The 18545-nt window shown below is 58.5% G+C and carries 13 protein-coding genes and 2 pseudogenes; 9 read left to right on the plus strand and 6 right to left on the minus strand.

Annotated elements, in window-relative coordinates:
• Positions 1–47: 47 nt before the first annotated feature.
• Positions 48–1040, minus strand: coding sequence for an NAD(P)-dependent oxidoreductase (locus RHM55_RS10355; RefSeq protein WP_322181741.1), 993 nt, complete (start codon positions 1038–1040; stop codon positions 48–50).
• 73 nt (positions 1041–1113) lie between these two features.
• Complete coding sequence (locus RHM55_RS10360) at positions 1114–2013, minus strand: LysR family transcriptional regulator ArgP (protein WP_322181743.1); 900 nt, start codon at positions 2011–2013, stop codon at positions 1114–1116.
• Between the two features lie 156 nt (positions 2014–2169).
• Between RHM55_RS10360 and RHM55_RS10365 the strand changes: the two genes are divergently transcribed.
• From RHM55_RS10365 to RHM55_RS10405, 9 genes and pseudogenes are all read left to right on the plus strand, one after another.
• Positions 2170–2772, plus strand: coding sequence for a LysE/ArgO family amino acid transporter (locus RHM55_RS10365; RefSeq protein WP_219062216.1), 603 nt, complete (start codon positions 2170–2172; stop codon positions 2770–2772).
• Between the two features lie 277 nt (positions 2773–3049).
• Positions 3050–3646 (plus strand): superoxide dismutase [Fe], encoded by a 597-nt coding sequence (gene sodB / locus RHM55_RS10370; protein WP_219062217.1) that lies wholly within the window; start codon positions 3050–3052, stop codon positions 3644–3646.
• Between the two features lie 310 nt (positions 3647–3956).
• Entirely contained in the window at positions 3957–6008 is a 2052-nt protein-coding gene (locus RHM55_RS10375) for a putative bifunctional diguanylate cyclase/phosphodiesterase (RefSeq protein WP_322181747.1), read from the plus strand.
• A gap of 172 nt (positions 6009–6180) precedes the next feature.
• Complete coding sequence (locus RHM55_RS10380; protein ID WP_322181749.1) at positions 6181–7521, plus strand: imelysin family protein; 1341 nt, start codon at positions 6181–6183, stop codon at positions 7519–7521.
• A 193-nt stretch (positions 7522–7714) separates the two neighbouring features.
• Positions 7715–9100, plus strand: a complete 1386-nt coding sequence (locus RHM55_RS10385) for a di-heme oxidoredictase family protein (RefSeq protein ID WP_322182848.1) — start codon at positions 7715–7717, stop codon at positions 9098–9100.
• A gap of 36 nt (positions 9101–9136) precedes the next feature.
• The gene (locus RHM55_RS10390; protein WP_322181751.1) at positions 9137–10201 is read left to right on the plus strand and encodes an imelysin family protein; all 1065 of its coding nucleotides are present in this window, start codon (positions 9137–9139) and stop codon (positions 10199–10201) included.
• A 1-nt stretch (position 10202) separates the two neighbouring features.
• On the plus strand, positions 10203–11315 hold the full coding sequence (locus RHM55_RS10395; RefSeq protein ID WP_322181753.1) for a DUF1513 domain-containing protein: 1113 nt from the start codon (positions 10203–10205) through the stop codon (positions 11313–11315).
• A gap of 132 nt (positions 11316–11447) precedes the next feature.
• Positions 11448–12598: pseudogene (locus RHM55_RS10400) on the plus strand (efflux RND transporter periplasmic adaptor subunit).
• 14 nt (positions 12599–12612) lie between these two features.
• Positions 12613–15660 (plus strand): multidrug efflux RND transporter permease subunit, encoded by a 3048-nt coding sequence (locus RHM55_RS10405; RefSeq protein WP_322181755.1) that lies wholly within the window; start codon positions 12613–12615, stop codon positions 15658–15660.
• 48 nt (positions 15661–15708) lie between these two features.
• Here the strand turns inward: RHM55_RS10405 and RHM55_RS10410 are convergent, their stop codons facing one another.
• From RHM55_RS10410 to colR, 4 genes and pseudogenes are all read right to left on the minus strand, one after another.
• The gene (locus RHM55_RS10410; RefSeq protein WP_322181757.1) at positions 15709–15936 is read right to left on the minus strand and encodes a hypothetical protein; all 228 of its coding nucleotides are present in this window, start codon (positions 15934–15936) and stop codon (positions 15709–15711) included.
• Positions 15936–16043, minus strand: a pseudogene (locus RHM55_RS10415) (InaA protein); the annotation flags it as partial. The gene RHM55_RS10410 and the pseudogene RHM55_RS10415, both read right to left, overlap by 1 nt.
• A gap of 231 nt (positions 16044–16274) precedes the next feature.
• Positions 16275–17555 (minus strand): HAMP domain-containing sensor histidine kinase, encoded by a 1281-nt coding sequence (locus RHM55_RS10420; protein ID WP_322181759.1) that lies wholly within the window; start codon positions 17553–17555, stop codon positions 16275–16277.
• A complete protein-coding gene (gene colR, locus RHM55_RS10425) occupies positions 17545–18228 on the minus strand; it encodes a two-component system response regulator ColR (RefSeq protein WP_259098423.1) in 684 nt (227 codons plus the stop codon). Before colR ends, RHM55_RS10420 begins: the two co-directional genes overlap by 11 nt.
• Positions 18229–18545: the final 317 nt, after the last annotated feature.

Consider the following 18545-nt stretch of genomic DNA (forward strand, 5'->3'; position numbering starts at 1 on the left):
AAAGGATTGCAGTATAACCACTGACCCGCCGACCAAGAGGTCCTGCTTCAAATCGACTGTTGCGCTTTCCACCAGCCACAAAACTCGTCCAGTGCCGTCCACAGGCTGACCCGTGGCTGATAGTCCAGATAATGCTGGGCCCGGCTGATGTCTAACGTGAAATCCTTGCTCATCATCTGCACGCCCAGCCGCGACAACGTCGGTTCCGGGCGCCCGGGCCACAACAGGCAAGCCCCCTCGTTCAAGGCGGCGGCGCTGTAAGCCAGCGCATAGGAGCGGTAGCGGGTGACTTGCGGCAGTTCCATCTGACGCATCACATAGTTCACCACATCCCACAGTGGAACCGGCATGCCGTTGCTGATGTTGTAGGCCTTGCCCAAGGCGGAACCGGCCGCCAGCAGACTGCTGAGCAGTGCGTCATTGAGGTTCTGGATGCTGGTGAAGTCGACCTTGTTCAGGCCATTGCCGACAATCGATAGGCGTTTTTTGCGCTGCATGTTCAACAGCCGCGGGAAGATGCTGTTGTCGCCTGCGCCCGTGACAAAACGCGGGCGCAAGGCGATGACTTCCAGCCCGAACTCTTCGGCACCGAAAACCTTTTGCTCTGCCAGGTATTTGGTCGCCGCATAATGATTGATGAAGCGCCTGGGCACCTGTTCTTCCTTGATCCCCAGATGCGAATGACCGTCGAAGTAAATCGACGGCGACGACAGATGCACCAACCGCCGCACCTGCTGCTTGAGGCAGCCTTCGACGATGTTTTCCGTCACTTGCACGTTGCCTTGCTGAAAGTCCTGACGTCGACCCCAAACCCCCACGGCTCCGGCGCAATGCACCACAGCTTCGACGTCATGGCATAGCCGCTGTACCAGTTCGGGATCGGACAAATCACCCTGAATGAATTCCGCACCACGGCGCACCAGATGCTCGACGCCCTCGGCACGACGGCCGTTGACCCGCACGGTAAAGCCCTGCTCTAACGCGAAACGCGCAAAGCGTCCGCCGATGAAGCCGCTTGCGCCGGTGACCAGAATCTTCATTTACCGCTCCGTTAACTGTGTGTGTGTGTTCATTACGTGTGTTGTTTATTGCGTGGCTCGAAGCAAGTGACGCTCACGAAATGTTAAGCGGCACTAGCCATTGACCTGCCCGGTGGGTCAGATGCTCCGTCAACTGCGTCAGCAACTGACCGCCATTGCGCCAATAATGCCAATACAACGGGACATCGATGGGGTGATCAGCCAACAGTTCCACCAACAGGCCGCGCTGCATCTGATCACGCACCTGCTCCTGCGGCACCAGCCCCCAACCGAGCCCCGCTTCGGCCATGCGCAGAAACCCTTCGGACGACGGACACAAATGATGCTCGAAGCCACCCTCCACGCCCAGCGATGCCAGGTAACGGTGCTGAAGAAAGTCATCGGGACCAAACACCAGCGCCGGTGAGCGCGCCAATTGCACGGCGGCAACACCCTGCGGAAAGTGCCGGGTGATAAAACCGGGACTGGCCACGGCACGATAGCGCATGGCACCCAGTAACACGCTGCGCGCGCCTGCCACCGGGCGCTCGGTGCCGCACACACAAGCGGCCACTTCACCGGCACGCATCCGTTTGAGGCCCACGTCCTGGTCCTCGACCACCAGGTCCAGCAATAGATGCTGCTCGGCGCAAAAATCCCCGACTGCGGCTGCCCACCATGTCGCCAGACTGTCGGCGTTAAGCGCGATGCGCAGGCGTTCGGGCATGCCTTCTTCGTCCAGTGCTGGCACCTGGCTTTGCAGGTCTCGTTCAAGCAGACGCACCTGCTGCACATGGTTGAGCAAGCGTCGGCCAATCTCTGTCGGGCTCGGCGGGGTGGCACGGATCAACACGGGCTGACCGACCCGCGCCTCAAGCAATTTGATCCGTTGCGATACCGCTGATTGGGACAGGCCCAGGACCTGAGCGCCACGCTCGAAACCCGCCTGCTCGACGACAGCCGCCAAAGCGGAGAGCAATTTATAGTCGAACATCATTTTCTCTAATGAGTGATGAGTATTATTTGTTTTTCTTATACAGCCAAGCACCCCACACTCGCCACACAAACTGCATCAACCAAGGAATTACGTCTCCATTTTTGACGCCGATGGCCGCGCAAACATGAGTAGCTTTACAGAGGAATGACGGATATGTGGCAAAGTTATCTCAATGGCCTGTTGGTGGCCGCTGGGCTGATCATGGCGATCGGCACGCAAAACGCGTTCGTCCTCGCACAAAGCCTGCGCCGCGAACATCACCTGCCCGTGGCGGCACTGTGCGTCGTATGTGATGCCCTGCTGGTGGCCGCCGGGGTTTTCGGGCTGGCGAATGTGCTGGCACAAAATCCACTGTTATTGTCGATTGCCCGCTGGGGCGGGGCCGGATTTCTGCTGTGGTACGGCAGCCTGGCGCTGCGTCGCGCGTGCTCCCGGCAAAGCCTGCAACTCAATGAAAAACCCGGGCTGCGCTCACGGCGTGCAGTGCTGCTCAGTGCTTTGGCGGTAACGCTGCTCAACCCCCACGTGTATCTGGACACCGTGCTGTTGATCGGTTCGCTTGGCGCGCAGCAAAGTGTGCCCGGCGCTTATGTGGTCGGTGCCGCCAGTGCCTCATTGTTGTGGTTCACCACGCTGGCCGTGGGTGCGGCGTGGCTCTCCCCTTGGCTCGCGCGGCCAGCGACCTGGCGCATGCTGGATCTACTGGTGGCGGTGATGATGTTCAGTGTGGCGGCGCAATTGATTCGAGCGAGCTGAGTGCGGAGTGTTCGGGGCAACGCATAAACCCCGTGGATCGACCCCCCATCTGCGATTGTTATCAGGTCTCGTTGGCTGATCAATATTTATCATCAGGTTTACGACAAGGCTCTGGAACCTCTATTCCACACAGTTGTTGCGTGGTTATGGCGCAGGCCGGGTGCTATGATCCAGCCCCTGCGTCGCAAAGAGTACAAACTCCCCGACGCATGTTTATGTCTGGCCGCCCGTGATCGGCCTTGCGCTCACCGCAACTGACCTGATTAGGAGATTAACCATGGCTTTTGAATTGCCAGCGCTGCCCTACGCACACGATGCCCTGCAGCCGCACATTTCCCGTGAAACCCTGGAATACCACCACGACAAGCACCACAACACCTACGTCGTGAACCTGAACAACCTGGTGCCAGGCACCGAGTTCGAAGGCAAGACCCTGGAAGAGATCATCAAGACTTCTTCGGGCGGTATCTTCAACAACGCCGCTCAAGTATGGAACCACACGTTCTACTGGAACTGCATGGCGCCAAACGCTGGCGGCGAACCTACCGGCGCTCTGGCTGACGCGATCAACGCTGCGTTCGGCTCTTTCGCCAAGTTCAAAGAAGAGTTCAGCAAAACGTCCATCGGCACCTTCGGTTCCGGTTGGGGCTGGCTGGTGAAAAAGGCTGACGGTTCCCTGGCTCTGGCCAGCACCATCGGTGCCGGCAACCCGCTGACCAGCGGCGAAACACCGCTGCTGACCTGCGATGTGTGGGAACACGCTTACTACATCGACTACCGCAACGTGCGGCCGAAGTACGTAGAAGCGTTCTGGAATCTGGTCAACTGGAAGTTCGTCGCTGAGCAATTTGAAGGCAAAACCTTCAAAGCCTAAGCGCTGATCCAGACAAAAAAACCCGGCATTGCCGGGTTTTTTTTCGTTTGTGCTTGGCTCTTTTCTGTATTGTCACCATGCGATAGCAGACTAATATCAGTTTCTTGACAACTTTACAGATCAGCGCTCAAGTTCCACCTGTATTCGACCGACATAAATAGGGACAGCCTTACCTCGGTCTCTAGAACAGCGTTAACGCCGGGTACACGCAACTGACCTACAGATGTGATTGCCCCTTTGACGAGCCGCTTGTGTTTACCAATACTCGCACACGGTCACACGCTCCCAGCACGGATTAAGGAATAACCATTTGAAGCTGGAACTCAGAAACAGCTTGTCGGTAAAGCTGCTGCGCGTGGTGCTGCTCTCGACGTTGATCGTAGGGGTGGTCTTGAGTTGTGCGCAGATCGTCTTCGACGCCTACAAGACCCGACAAGCCGTCGCCAGTGATGCCGGACGCATCCTCGATATGTTCCGAGACCCCTCGACCCAGGCGGTGTACAGCCTGGACCGGGAGATGGGCATGCAGGTCATCGAGGGACTGTTTCAGGACAATGCGGTGCGCATGGCGTCCATTGGGCATCCGAACGAAACCATGCTCGCGGAGAAATCCCGGGAACTGAAACAGACGTCCACCCGCTGGCTGACCGACCTGATCCTCGGACAGGAGCGCAGCTTCACTACTCAGCTGGTCGGTCATGGCCCGTACAGTGAGTATTACGGCGACCTGCGCATCACCCTCGATACCGCCACCTATGGCGAAAGTTTTATCGTCAGTTCAGTGATCATCTTCATTTCCGGCGTGCTGCGAGCCTTGGCCATGGGCCTGGTGCTGTACCTGGTCTATCACTGGCTGCTGACCAAACCGCTGTCGAAAATCATTGAACACCTGGCCCATATCAACCCCGACCGCCCCAGCCAGTATCAACTGCCGCTGCTCAAGGGTCATGAAAAAAATGAATTAGGCATTTGGGTCACCACCGCCAACCAATTGCTGGCCTCGATTGAACGCAACACGCATCTGCGCCACGAAGCCGAGAACAGCCTGCTGCGCATGTCCCAGTACGACTTCCTCACTGGACTGCCCAACCGCCAACAATTTCAACAACAACTGGACAAAATTCTGGTCGATGCCGGCCGCCTGCAACGTCGGGTTGCGGTGCTGTGTGTCGGGCTTGATGACTTTAAAGGCATCAACGAACAGTTCAGTTACCAGGCTGGCGACCAACTGTTGCTGGCGCTGGCTGACCGCCTGCGTGGCCATAGCGGCCGACTGGGTGCCCTCGCCCGTTTGGGCGGCGATCAGTTTGCGTTGGTACAAGCCGATATCGAACAGCCCTACGAGGCCGCCGAGCTGGCGCAGAATATCCTCGACGATCTGGAAGCCCCCTTTGCGCTGGACCAGCAGGAAATCCGTCTGCGCGCGACCATCGGCATCACCTTGTTCCCAGAAGATGGCGACAGCACCGAGAAGCTGCTGCAAAAAGCCGAACAGACCATGACCCTGGCCAAGTCCAGGTCGCGCAATCGGTATCAGTTCTATATCGCTAGCGTCGACAGCGAAATGCGTCGACGCCGTGAGCTTGAAAAAGACCTGCGCGAAGCCTTGCCACGCGATCAGCTGTATCTGGTCTACCAGCCGCAGATCAGCTACCGCGATCACCGCGTCGTCGGGGTTGAAGCCTTGATACGCTGGCAGCACCCCGAGCACGGCCTGGTACCGCCTGACCTGTTCATTCCGCTGGCCGAGCAGAACGGCACGATCATCGCGATTGGCGAGTGGGTACTCGATCAGGCATGTCGGCAGTTACGCGAATGGCACGACCAGGGGTTCAGTGACCTGCGCATGGCAGTCAACCTGTCCACCGTGCAACTGCACCACGCCGAATTGCCGCGCGTGGTAAACAACCTGCTGCAGATTTACCGCCTGCCGCCGCGCAGCCTGGAACTGGAGGTCACCGAAACCGGCCTGATGGAAGACATCAGCACCGCAGCCCAGCATCTGCTTAGCCTGCGCCGCTCCGGCGCGTTGATCGCTATTGATGACTTCGGCACCGGCTATTCTTCCTTGAGTTACCTCAAGAGCTTGCCGCTGGACAAAATCAAGATCGACAAGAGCTTCGTCCAGGACCTGATTGATGACGACGATGACGCCACTATCGTGCGCGCTATCATCCAGCTGGGTAAAAGTCTCGGCATGCAGGTGATTGCCGAAGGCGTAGAAACAGCCGAACAAGAGGCTTACATCATTTCTGAAGGCTGTCACGAAGGCCAGGGCTACCTCTACAGCAAGCCCCTGCCCGCCCGTGAACTGCTGGCTTACTTGAAGCAAGCCCAGCGCTCCAACGCGGAAATCCTGTAACCCGGAACGGCCCCGCTCTACCACTCCTTCCCCCCGCAGTTACACGCCGAAATGCTGAGTAACCAAGTTTTTCTGCGCGGCCCCTTTACATAGAATGCATATCTTTCGCATTATGGCGCCGCTTTTCCAATTGCTAACGCGTGTTATTCACTTCTCGACGCAGGATTTCGTCATGATTCGTATGCCTCTCGCAACCGCTAGTCTGTTGGCCTTCGCTATCTCGCTCGCTGGCTGCGGCGAAGGCAAGGACAAAGCCGCCGCGCCGCAAGCCCCGGTTGCTGCTACCACAACACCTGTTGCCGCAGGCCAGCTTGACGACGTCGCGGCCAAGGCAGTGGTCGTCAACTACACCAACATGGTCTTCGCCGTGTTCAGCGATGCCGAATCCACTGCGAAAACGTTGCGCACGGCGGTGAACGACTTCCTCGCCACCCCCAACGACGCATCCCTCAAGAAAGCCCGTGCTGCCTGGGTCGCCGCTCGCGTGCCTTACATGCAGAGTGAAGTCTTCCGCTTCGGCAATACCCTTATCGATGACTGGGAAGGTCAGGTTAACGCCTGGCCCCTGGACGAAGGCCTGATCGACTACGTAGCTGGCGATTACCAGCACGCGCTGGGCAACCCGGGCGCGACCGCCAACATCATCGCCAACACCGAAATCCAGGTTGGCGAAGACAAAGTCGACGTCAAGCAAATCACCGGCGAAAAACTGGCCAGCCTCAACGAGTTGGGAGGTTCCGAAGCCAACGTCGCCACCGGCTACCACGCCATCGAGTTCCTGCTCTGGGGCCAGGACCTGCACGGCAACGGTCCAGGTGCCGGCGAGCGCCCGGCCACTGATTACGTCGAAGGCGCAGCGGGCACTGGCGGCCACAATGATCGTCGTCGCGCCTACCTCAAAGCAGTGACCGACCTGCTGGTCAGCGATCTGGAAAAAATGGTCGACAACTGGAAACCAGGTGTTGCAGGCAACTACCGCGCCTCGCTGGAAGCCGAGTCCGGCGAAAGCGGTCTGCGCAAAATGCTCTTCGGCATGGGCAGCCTGTCCCTCGGCGAACTGGCCGGCGAACGCATGAAAGTCGCGCTGGAAGCCAACTCCAGCGAAGACGAACACGACTGCTTCAGCGACAACACGCACAACTCTCACTTCTACAATGGTCTGGGCATCCGCAACGTCTATCTGGGTGAATACACCCGTGTGGACGGCAACAAAATCAGCGGCCCAAGCCTGTCCTCGCTGGTCGCCAAAGCGGACGCCACCGCCGACGCCACCGCCGACGCCACGCTCAAGGCCGACTTGAACGCCACGCAGGCCAAGCTGCAAGTGATCGTCGACCATGCCAACAAGGGCGAGCACTTCGATCAACTGATCGCTGCCGGCAACACCCAGGGCAACCAGATCGTGCGCGATGCCATCGCATCACTGGTCACCCAGACCGGCGCCATCGAACAAGCTGCGACCAAGCTCGGCATCACCGACCTGAACCCGGACAACGCTGATCACGAGCTCTGATTCAAGGTTCATACCCATTACATAGGTAAGTGTGATGGCCTCTTCGTGAATAAATTCACTCCCACAGAAAACATGCGATTCCCTGTGGGAGTGAACTCATTCACGAAAGCGGTATGTCAGGCCAAAACCGCACTATCAGGATGCTCCAGTGATTCCCTTGCTATCCCGCCTATCCCTTCCCCTGCTCCTGGTCATGACCATGAGTGCGTGCGATCACGCGCCGCGTTTCACTAAAGCCGAGCCGGGTGAAGCGTTGTCGGGGGGAAGCGCGACGGTGAGCAAGACAGACCGGAATGCTTTTTCGCTGCCCTCAGCCAATCTTTCGCCTGTACGGCGTCTGGATTTCAGCGTCGGCAATAGCTTTTTTCGCAGCCCGTGGGTGATCGCGCCGTCGACCACCACCGCACGTGACGGCCTGGGCCCGCTGTTCAATACCAACGCCTGCCAGAACTGCCACATCAAGGACGGCCGCGGCCATCCACCTGCACCAGGCGACAGCAATGCGGTGTCGATGCTGGTGCGCCTGTCGATCCCCAATGATCCCGCCTACGCCACACTCATTGAGCAATCGGGCGTGCTGCCCGAACCGGTGTATGGCGGGCAACTGCAGGACATGGCGATCCCCGGCGTCGCACCGGAAGGTAAGGTTCGCGTCGACTATGAGCTGTTGCCGGTGACCTTCAAGGACGGCACACGGATCGAATTACGTCAGCCCAAACTGCAGATTACCCAACTCGGCTATGGACCGATGCACCCCGGCACCCTTTTCTCCGCGCGGGTCGCACCACCGATGATTGGGTTAGGTCTGTTGGAGGCGATCCCGGATGCGGCAATTCTGGCCAACGCCGACACTCAACACCAACGGAACAATGGCATTACCGGGCGCCCCAACCGGGTCTGGGACGACGCACAACAGAAAATCGTGCTGGGGCGATTTGGCTGGAAAGCCGGGCAGCCGAATCTCAACCAGCAAACTGCGCACGCCTTCTCGGGCGATATGGGCCTGACCACCGGCCTCAAAACCGCCGATGACTGCACCTCGACCCAAATCGACTGCCTCAACGCGCCAACCGGTAAAGGCCCTGAAGGCGAACCGGAGGTCAGTGATAACATCCTGCGTCTGGTGCTGTTTTACAGCCGCAACCTGGGAGTGCCCGCGCGACGGGATGTCGACAACCGACAGGTGCTGGCCGGCAAGACTCTGTTTTATCAAACAGGCTGTCAGCAGTGTCATACGCCACAGTTCACCACGGGTGCCAACGCCGCCGAACCCGAGCAGGCCAATCAAGTGATCCGCCCTTACAGCGATTTGTTGCTGCACGACATGGGCGAAGGACTGGCCGACCATCGCAGCGAGTTTCAAGCCACTGGCCGCGACTGGCGTACTCCGCCGTTGTGGGGCATTGGCCTGACCGAAACAGTCAGCGGGCACACACAGTTTTTACACGACGGTCGCGCTCGGAACCTGCTTGAAGCCGTGCTCTGGCACGGTGGCGAAGCGCACGCCGCGCAGCAACAAGTATTGGCGTTTAGCGCCGAACAGCGCACTGCATTATTAGCGTTTTTGAACTCGCTTTAACGATGTAATCCCTATTGATGAGAAGAGGAGCCGGACATGTTCCGCCCCAAACTGTTATTCACCAGCCTGGCCGCCTTTGCCATCGCCGCCTGCTCGCCACAAGACCCACAGGCCGTGACGTCTGCCGCCATCGCCAAACAGGTGATACTGCCGACCTACAGTCGCTGGGTCGATGCCGACCGCCAACTGTCGATCAGCGCGTTGGCGTTCTGTCAGGGCACGTCAGACTTGGACACCGCCCGCGCCGACTTCCTGCACGCGCAAAAAGCCTGGGCTGAATTACAGCCATTGCTGATTGGTCCATTGGCCGAAGGCAATCGCGCCTGGCAAGTCCAGTTCTGGCCAGACAAAAAGAACCTAGTGGGGCGCCAGGTAGAGCAATTGGTCAGCGCACAACCGCAGATCAATGCCGACGCACTGAGCAAGTCCAGCGTCGTGGTGCAGGGCCTTTCGGCGTATGAATACATCCTGTTCGACGCCAATGTCGACATGGCCAACACCGAGCAAAAAACCCGTTATTGCCCCCTGCTGATCGCTATCGGTGAGCGCCAGAAAGCGCTGGCCGAGGAGATCCTGACCGGCTGGAACAGCACTGATGGCATGCTCGCACAATTGAGCAAGTTCCCTAATCCGCGTTATGCCGACGCCCATGAAGCCATCGCTGAATTGCTTCGGGTGCAGGTCACCGCACTGGACAGCCTGAAGAAAAAACTTGGCACGCCATTGGGTCGTCAGACCAAGGGCATACCACAGCCGTTCCAGGCCGACGCCTGGCGCAGCAAGGCATCGCTCAGTAGCCTGGAAGCCAGCTTGATCAGCGCCGAGACGGTGTGGTCTGGCGTCGACAACCACGGCCTGCGTGGCCTGCTGCCCGCCGAACAAAAACCACTGGCCGACAAAATCGATGCCGCTTATGCCGCCAGCCGCCAGCTGCTTTCAGCGTTGAAACCTCCGTTGACCGACCTGCTCGCCACCGACGCTGGTCGTCAGCAGCTCAATGCCTTCTACGACAGCCTCAACGCCCTCCATCGTTTGCATGAAGGCGAACTCGCCAAGGCGCTGGATATCCAGCTTGGCTTCAACGCTAATGATGGTGACTGATATGTTGCGACGTCAGGCCCTGGCCCTTGGAAGTCTGCTGCTCGGCGCTTGTACGCTGGGCGGCTGGACACTCTTTCAGCAAAAGGGGTTTCGGCAAAAAGGGGCGAACCCTCTGCTGCTTTCCGCTCGGGACGATGGCAACGGCAAGCACTATGCCGTGGGGTATCGTCTGGACGGCAGCCAAGTCTTCGCCACTCAGGTCGGCCAACGTTGCCATGACATCATCAATCACCCTGACCTGCCCTTGGCGCTGTTCGTCGCGCGCAGGCCCGGGACGCAAAGCTACCTGCTCGACTTGCGGGACGGTCGTTTGCTCCAGACCCTCACGTCCCGGCCCAACCGGCACTTCTACGGCCACGCCGTCATTCACAAAAGTGGCGAATGGCTGTACGCCACTGAAAACGACACCACCGACCCAGGACGCGGGGTGCTGAGCGTCTATCAGTTCGTCAACGAACGCCTGGTACACAGTGGCGAAATCCCTACCCACGGCGTCGGCCCTCATCAGGTGTCGTGGATGCCCGATGGCGAAACCCTGGTGGTCGCCAACGGCGGGATTCGCACCGAAGCCGAAAGCCGGGTCGAAATGAACCTCAATGCCATGCAGCCCAGCTTGGTGCTGATGCAGCGCGATGGCACCTTGTTGAGCAAAGAAGCCCTCAGCCAGTCGATGAACAGCATCCGCCATCTGGCCATCGCCAGCGACGGCACGATTGTCGCGGGGCAGCAGTTCATGGGCGAAGCACACGAGTCGTCTGAACTGCTGGCGATCAAACGCCCCGGCCAGCCCTTCGTGGCGTTCCCGGTGGCCGACAGCCAATCGCAGGCGATGAATCACTACACCGCCAGCGTTGCAGTGCACAGCGAACTGCGTCTGGTGGCCCTCACCGCACCGCGCGGCAACCGCTTTTTTATCTGGGATCTGGACAGCGGCGAAGTGCGTCTCGATGCGTCACTGGCCGACTGCGCAGGCGTCGGCGCAGTGACGGATGGTTTCGTCGTCACCTCAGGCCAGGGACGCTGTCGATTCTACGATTGTCGGCAAACAGAGCTGCTGGCAAAGCCTCTTGAATTGCCGGCGGGGCTCTGGGATAACCATCTGCATCTGGTTTGATGCAGGGCCAGCAAAGCTGGCTTATCCTGAACCAGCACGCCCGTAGTTCCTGCAGTATCGCCCCGAGACAACGCCGGGGCGGCGGGATTCATGTGCTCGCCCGATTCAACGGTTTTTCCAAGGAAGTGGAATATGCTGCGTCGCCGGATGCTGATCATGTTGGGGGTTGTGCTGCTCGTGGCGCTGAGCCTAGCGGGCTATAAAGCCTTTTCCGTCTATCGGCAGATCCAGGTATTCGCCACCCCCAAACCGCCCATCAATGTTGCCGTCGTTACCGCCAACGAACAACCGTGGCAGAGTCAGCTCCCGGCGATTGGCACCCTCAAGGCCTTGCAAGGGGTCGATCTGAGCCTGGAGATTGCAGGGACGGTCAAGGCCTTGCAGTTCGAGTCCGGGCAGAAGGTCACTGCTGGTCAGCTGCTCCTGCAGTTGGACAGCGATGTTGAAAGGGCGCTGTTGGGCACCGCTGAAGCTGAATTGGGCCTGGCGAAGATTGAGCACGGACGTGGCAGCCAATTGGTCGGTAGCCAGGCCATCTCCAAAGGCGATTTCGACCGGCTCGCCGCACAGTTGAAAAAAGCCTACGCCTCGGTCGCCCAATTAAATGCCGCGTTGGCGAAAAAAAGCATCCTCGCCCCCTTCAGCGGCACCATCGGCATTCGTCAGGTGGATGTCGGTGATTACCTCGCGAGCGGCACGATGATCGCCACGTTGCAGAATTTGAGCAGTTTGTACGTCGACTTCTATGTACCTGAGCAAGCGGTGCCGAAACTGGCGGTTGGCCAGGTAGCGCTGGTCACCGTAGCGGCCTATCCGGCACAAACCTTTGAGGCGAAAATCAGCGCAATCAACCCGAAAGTCGATGACGCCACGCGCAACATACTGGTCCGCGCCACGCTGCCTAACCCTGGCGGCGAGCTGCTGCCGGGGATGTTCGCCAGTCTGCAGGTATTGCTACCCGGCGCCAGCACCCGCGTGGTGGTCCCGGAAAGCGCGATCAGCTATACCCTCTACGGCAATTCGGTGTATCTCGTGGTGGCGAAAAAACCGCCGGGGGCGAGCCCGAAAAAGACGCCAAAGGCGAGCCGCAATGGACCGTGGAGCGGCGCTTCGTCGAGACGGGCGAGCACCGCAATGGTCGAGTGGTTGTCAGCAAAGGGCTGAGCGCCGGTGAACGGGTGGTCAGCGCTGGCCAGCTCAAACTGGACACTGGAGCCCATGTCGCCATCAGTGCCGACAAGACACTGCAAGCCGAACAGAACAGCCCGCCACGCGCTGACTGATCAAGGAATTCTTCATGGCGTTTACAGATCCGTTCATCCGTCGTCCGGTGCTGGCCACCGTCATCAGCCTGCTGATTGTACTCTTGGGCTTCCAGGCATTCGGCAAGCTGACCATTCGCCAATACCCGCAGATGGAAAACGCCCTGATCACTGTGACAACGGCTTACCCCGGGGCCAACGCCGAGACTATCCAGGGCTATATCACCCAGCCGTTGCAACAGAGTCTGGCCAGCGCCGAAGGCATTGATTACATGACCTCGGTCAGTCGTCAGAACTTTTCGGTGGTGTCGATTTATGCACGCATCGGTGCGGACAGCGACCGGCTCTTCACCGAGCTGCTGGCCAAGGCCAACGAGGTCAAGAACAAGCTGCCGCAAGACGCTGAAGACCCTGTATTGAACAAGCAGGCCGCCGATTCAACCGCCCTGATGTACATCAGCTTCTATAGCAGCGAATTGAGTAACCCGCAGATCACCGACTATCTGTCACGGGTGATTCAGCCCAAGCTTGCGACCCTGCCGGGCATGGCCGAAGCAGAGATTATCGGCAATCAAGTCTTTGCCATGCGCCTGTGGCTCGACCCAGTGCGCCTCGCCGGTTACGGCCTGACCGCCAGTGATGTCACTGCGGCCGTGCGCCGCTACAACTACCTGTCCGCTGCCGGCGAAGTAAAAGGCGAATACGTGGTCACCAGCATCAATGCTGCCACCGAATTGAAGTCTGCCGAAGCCTTTGCCGCCATCCCGCTGAAAATCTCGGGCGACCGCCGCGTGCTGCTCAGCGATGTCGCCCGAGTGGAAATGGGGGCGGAAAACTATAACGCGATCAGTTCTTTCGATGGCACGCCGTCGGTCTATATCGCTATCAGGGGTACGCCCAGTTCCAACCCGCTGGACGTGATCAAGGAAGTGCGCAAGATCTTGCCGGAGCTGGAAAACCAGTTGCCGCCCACCCTGAAAATTTCCATTGCCTATGACGCTACCCTGTTTATTCAGGCATCGATTCATGAGGTGATGAAAACCCTGATCGAAGCGGTGTTGATCGTGATTGTCGTGGTGTTCCTGTTCCTCGGCGCCCTGCGTTCGGTGCTGATCCCGGTGATTACCATTCCGTTGTCGATGATCGGCGTGTTGTTCTTCATGCAACTGATGGGTTACTCGATCAACTTGCTGACCTTGCTCGCGATGGTGCTGGCGATCGGGCTGGTGGTGGACGATGCGATTGTGGTGGTGGAGAACATCCATCGGCATATCGAGGAGAGAAAGACGCCGTTCAACGCGGCCATTGAAGGCGCCAGGGAAATCGCGAGGCCGGTGGTGTCGATGACCCTGACCCTGGCAGCCGTCTATGCGCCCATCGGTTTTCTTCAAGGCCTGAGCGGGGCCCTGTTTAAGGAGTTCGCCCTGACGCTGGCAGGCGCGGTGGTTATTTCGGGAGTGGTAGCGCTAACGTTGTCGCCGATGATGTGCGCCCTGCTTTTACGTCACAACGAGAATCCTCGTGGCCTGTCGCACAAACTTGATCAGACCTTCGGACGCCTCAAGGCCCGCTACCAACGCATGCTGCACGGCACGCTGAATACGCGGCCCGTGGTGCTGGTGTTTGCCTTGATCGTGTTATGCCTGATTCCGGCGCTGCTCAAGTTCACCAAATCGGAATTGGCGCCCGATGAAGACCAGGGCATCATTTTCATGATGGCCACGTCGCCACAACCGACTAATCTCGACTACCTGAACGCCTACACCGATGAGTTCATCGGGATCTTCAGGACGTTTCCCGAGTATTACTCCTCGTTCCAGATCAATGGCTTTGACGGGGTGCAGACCGGTATCGGCGGTTTCCTGCTCAAGCCGTGGAACGAGCGCAACCGCACGCAGATGCAGCTTCTGCCTGAGCTGCAGGCCAAAGTCGCGAAGATCGCGGGCCTGCAAGTGTTCGGTTTCAACTTGCCGTCGCTGCCGGGTACGGGCGAAGGCCTGCCTTTCCAGTTCGTGATCAATACGCCGAACGACTATGAGTCGCTGCTGCAAGTGGCCACCCGGATAAAGACGCGCGCGGCCGAGTCAGGCAAGTTTGCGTTTCTCGATATTGATCTGGCCTTCGACAAGCCCGAGGTAGTGGTCGATATCGATCGGGCCAAGGCGGCGCAGATGGGTGTGTCCATGCTCGATCTGGGCGGCACGCTGGCAACATTGCTCGGCGAAGCGGAGATTAACCGTTTCACCCTTGATGGCCGCAGCTACAAGGTCATCGCGCAAGTCGAACGGCCGTATCGGGACAATCCTGACTGGCTGAACAATTACTACGTGAAGAACAACAAAGGCGAACTCCTGGCACTGTCGACGCTGATCAAGGTCCATGACCGGGCCAAACCGCGTCAGTTGAACCAGTTTCAGCAACTGAATTCGGCGATTATTCAGGGTTTCCCGATTGTCGGCATGGGCGAGGCTATCGAGACCGTTCGCCAGATCGCCACAGAAGAAGCACCACACGGTTATGCCTACGACTATGCGGGCGCTGCGCGGCAGTTCGTGCAGGAAGGCAATGCCTTGTGGATGACCTTTGCTCTGGCACTGGCGATTATTTTTTTGGTGCTGGCGGCGCAGTTCGAAAGCTTTCGAGACCCATTGGTCATTCTGGTGACGGTCCCGCTATCGATCTGCGGGGCACTGATTCCGTTGTTTCTGGGGCTATCGAGCATGAACATCTATACACAGGTGGGACTGGTGACGCTGATAGGGCTGATCAGCAAGCACGGCATCCTGATCGTTGAGTTCGCCAACCAATTACGCCGCGACAAGGGCCTGAGCGCCCGCGAAGCGGTCGAAGAAGCCGCTGCGATTCGTCTGCGTCCGGTATTGATGACCACGGCTGCGATGGTATTTGGCATGGTGCCGCTGATTCTTGCTACCGGTGCCGGGGCCGTCAGCCGCTTCGACATCGGCACCGTGATTGCCACGGGAATGTCGATCGGCACGCTGTTCACCCTGTTCGTGCTGCCGTGCGTGTACACGCTGCTGGCGGCACCTGACAAGAGGGCTGATCTGGCCCTCGATCTGTAGAAACCAAAAGGCCCCGTAAAAACGGAGCCTTTTGATTGACGAAAGTTTTCAATTTTCTTGTCTCATCCCTTGAGTCAAGCCATACATAAACAGTAATAGGTCATGATCGGGCCTCATAGACTCCTGAACCTTGGCCACACGTGGCAAGAGGCATCGACCCTCGCCATGTTGCGCACTCAATATCTTGGGCCCAGGTTGCTCCCAGAGGGCCAGCGCCAAGGATGCGATCCCTAAAGCCCCCACCAAAAAAAAACCTCGGGCTATTTCGAGTTTCATTAATGCAAGCCTTTGATAGCACTGCCAAACGCCGTCTCGTAAAAGTAGACGAGTTTCTGCCATGCTGTTGCACTGAACGACGAATGGCGACGAAGATCGGGCTCGTCGACCCACTCTCCTCGCCGGGTCCAGAAGTACGCGAAACGATCCTGAACTGCAACATTCGGTTCTGCGACAAAGTCCACCGTCATCCTGTTACCTCTTGCGCAATAAATAAACTCGGCCTTACCCGCAGAAACTCACGCAGCAAAGCCAACGTGGGACACCTCTGCGAGCGAAACGGTTCCTTTATTTTGCAAATGGTATTACAAGGCATTGGGCCGCGCCTCCGCCAAAACTCAGCGTGGCGCCACCTTCAAGTCAACTCTAAAACGACAGCCATTTGGCTCTACGTTGCTCAGACTCACGCTCCAGCCCTGGTTTTCACAGATCCGCTGGACCAGTGAAAGCCCCAAGCCCAACCCTTCACCTCGCTGCTCGTTGCCGCGCACGAACGGCTGGAACATGGCTTCACGTTTTTCCTCGGGAATCCCGACACCGCTGTCCTCGACCACAAAGCCTTCTGCTTCTAGCGTAAGCCGGATAAACCCGCTGTCGGTGTAATGCAATGCGTTGCGCAGCAAGTTGCCCATCACCGCATGAAGGAACGTGGCGTTGTAGCCTGTGTCCGAAGACTGACCAGGCTCAAACAACAGTGTCAAACCTTTGGCCTCAATGGGTTCTCGCCACAACGTTATCAACTGATCAGCTGCCGCAGCGAGGGATAGCTTCGGCGCCATGTCCGAATCCTCACGCTGGGTCCGCGCCAGCATGAGAAAGGTTTGCACCAGATCACGCATCTCTTCACAGGCACGAGCAATACGCTGCACCTGAGCGCGTGCGCGCTGATCGAGGGCCGGATTTTCAAGCAGCAACTCACAGGAGCTGGCAAGTACCATCAGCGGCGTGCGCAGCTCATGACTGACATCACTGGTGAACAAGCGCTCTCGCGTCAGGGCCTGACGCAAACGCCCGAGCGTGGTATCAAAGGCCACGGCCAGCTCACCCACTTCATCGGCGGCATAGTCTGGCGCCAAGAGCGGCGCAAGCCCCAACAGTTGATCGCGATGCCTGACCTGTCTGGCCAGCCTTACCACCGGCGCCATTACTTTTCGCGCCAATATCCAGCCGAGGAACACTGCCAGCCCCAGCGCAAGGACGAACCCGACCAGCACCACCGCGAACAGCACCCGTTCACGCTCTTCAAAATCGCTTTGATCCTTCAACAACGCGTATCGACGTCCGTCGACGACGACCACCATGACGTGATAGGAAAGGTCATCACGAAAGACTTCATGAAACCCTGGCTCCAGATGCCGCAAATCTTTAGGCAAATCGAACTCACCACGGCCGTCGCTGAAATAGAACAGCTCACCTGGCTCCGGGCGATGGCTCCAGTCGCTAATGCTGTCCATCAACAACAAGCGGTTGAGGTCGCTCCCAAGACCTGCGGAGATCAGCTTTTCTTCGACCACATGGACGGTTGCCACGATGCCTAGGGCGAACGATCCTGCAACCAACGCACTCATCAACGCGAACGCGATGATGATCCGCTGGGCAAGGCTTTGTTTAAACTCCATCACGGCCCTCGGCCAAGCGGTACCCAACGCCATGTACCGTCTGCAGCAACGGCTTGGCAAACGGTTTGTCGATCACCTGACGCAACTGGTGCACATGGCTACGCAGGCTGTCGCTGTCTGGACAATCGTCGCCCCACAGGGCCTCTTCAAGAATCTCCCGACGCAGCACATGCGGGCTTTTCTGCATCAATACCGCCAAGAGCTTGAGGCCGACAGGGTTGAGTTTGAGCAGGCGCCCTTCCCGAGTCACCTCTAAGGTATCGAGGTCGTAAATCAGGTCAGCGACCTGCAGGGTGCGCCTGCCTCCCCCCTGAGCACGGCGCAATACCGCTTCGATTCGTGCAGCGAGTTCGGACAAGGCGAAGGGTTTGAGCAGGTAATCGTCAGCGCCGGAACGGAAGCCTTGCAGCCGGTCGTCCAGTTGATCGCGTGCGGTGAGCATAATTACAGGGGTATCGCGCCGGGCATCCTCGCGCAGCCGCTTGCACAGGGTATAGCCGTCTATACCGGGCAGCATGATATCGAGCACGATCAGGTCATAGTGCTCGGTGGCCGCCAGATGCAAACCGGAAAGCCCATCCTGCGCGCAGTCGACCGTATAGCCCTTCAAACCCAGGTAATCCGCCAGGTTTGCCAGGATGTCGCGGTTGTCTTCAACCAGCAGAATTCGCATGGGGTACTCTCTCTGTATGCTGTTAAGGCCTTGAAGCTGGCGCAGCTTAAGGCCAAGTGACGCGCTCGACCAGTTCTAACGGTCAGGACCGGGTCGCTGGGTCGATCTCGCTCAACGTTTTTTTCACAGCGGGTTCACAACCGCATTACAGTGGCGCTGCCAGACTTTGGCCTTTGCGATCAGGAATCATCAATACGGTTAGCGCTATCGGCGCCGGCGCGCTATTGGCCTTTACGGTCCACCACTGGTTTGTCCGGGGGGCTGCCGAGCGTCAGTATATTCATCATGCTCCAGGCTGATCGGCCTGGACCCTCTCT

The sequence above is a fragment of the Pseudomonas sp. MH9.2 genome (assembly GCF_034353875.1).
Classification (GTDB): domain Bacteria; phylum Pseudomonadota; class Gammaproteobacteria; order Pseudomonadales; family Pseudomonadaceae; genus Aquipseudomonas.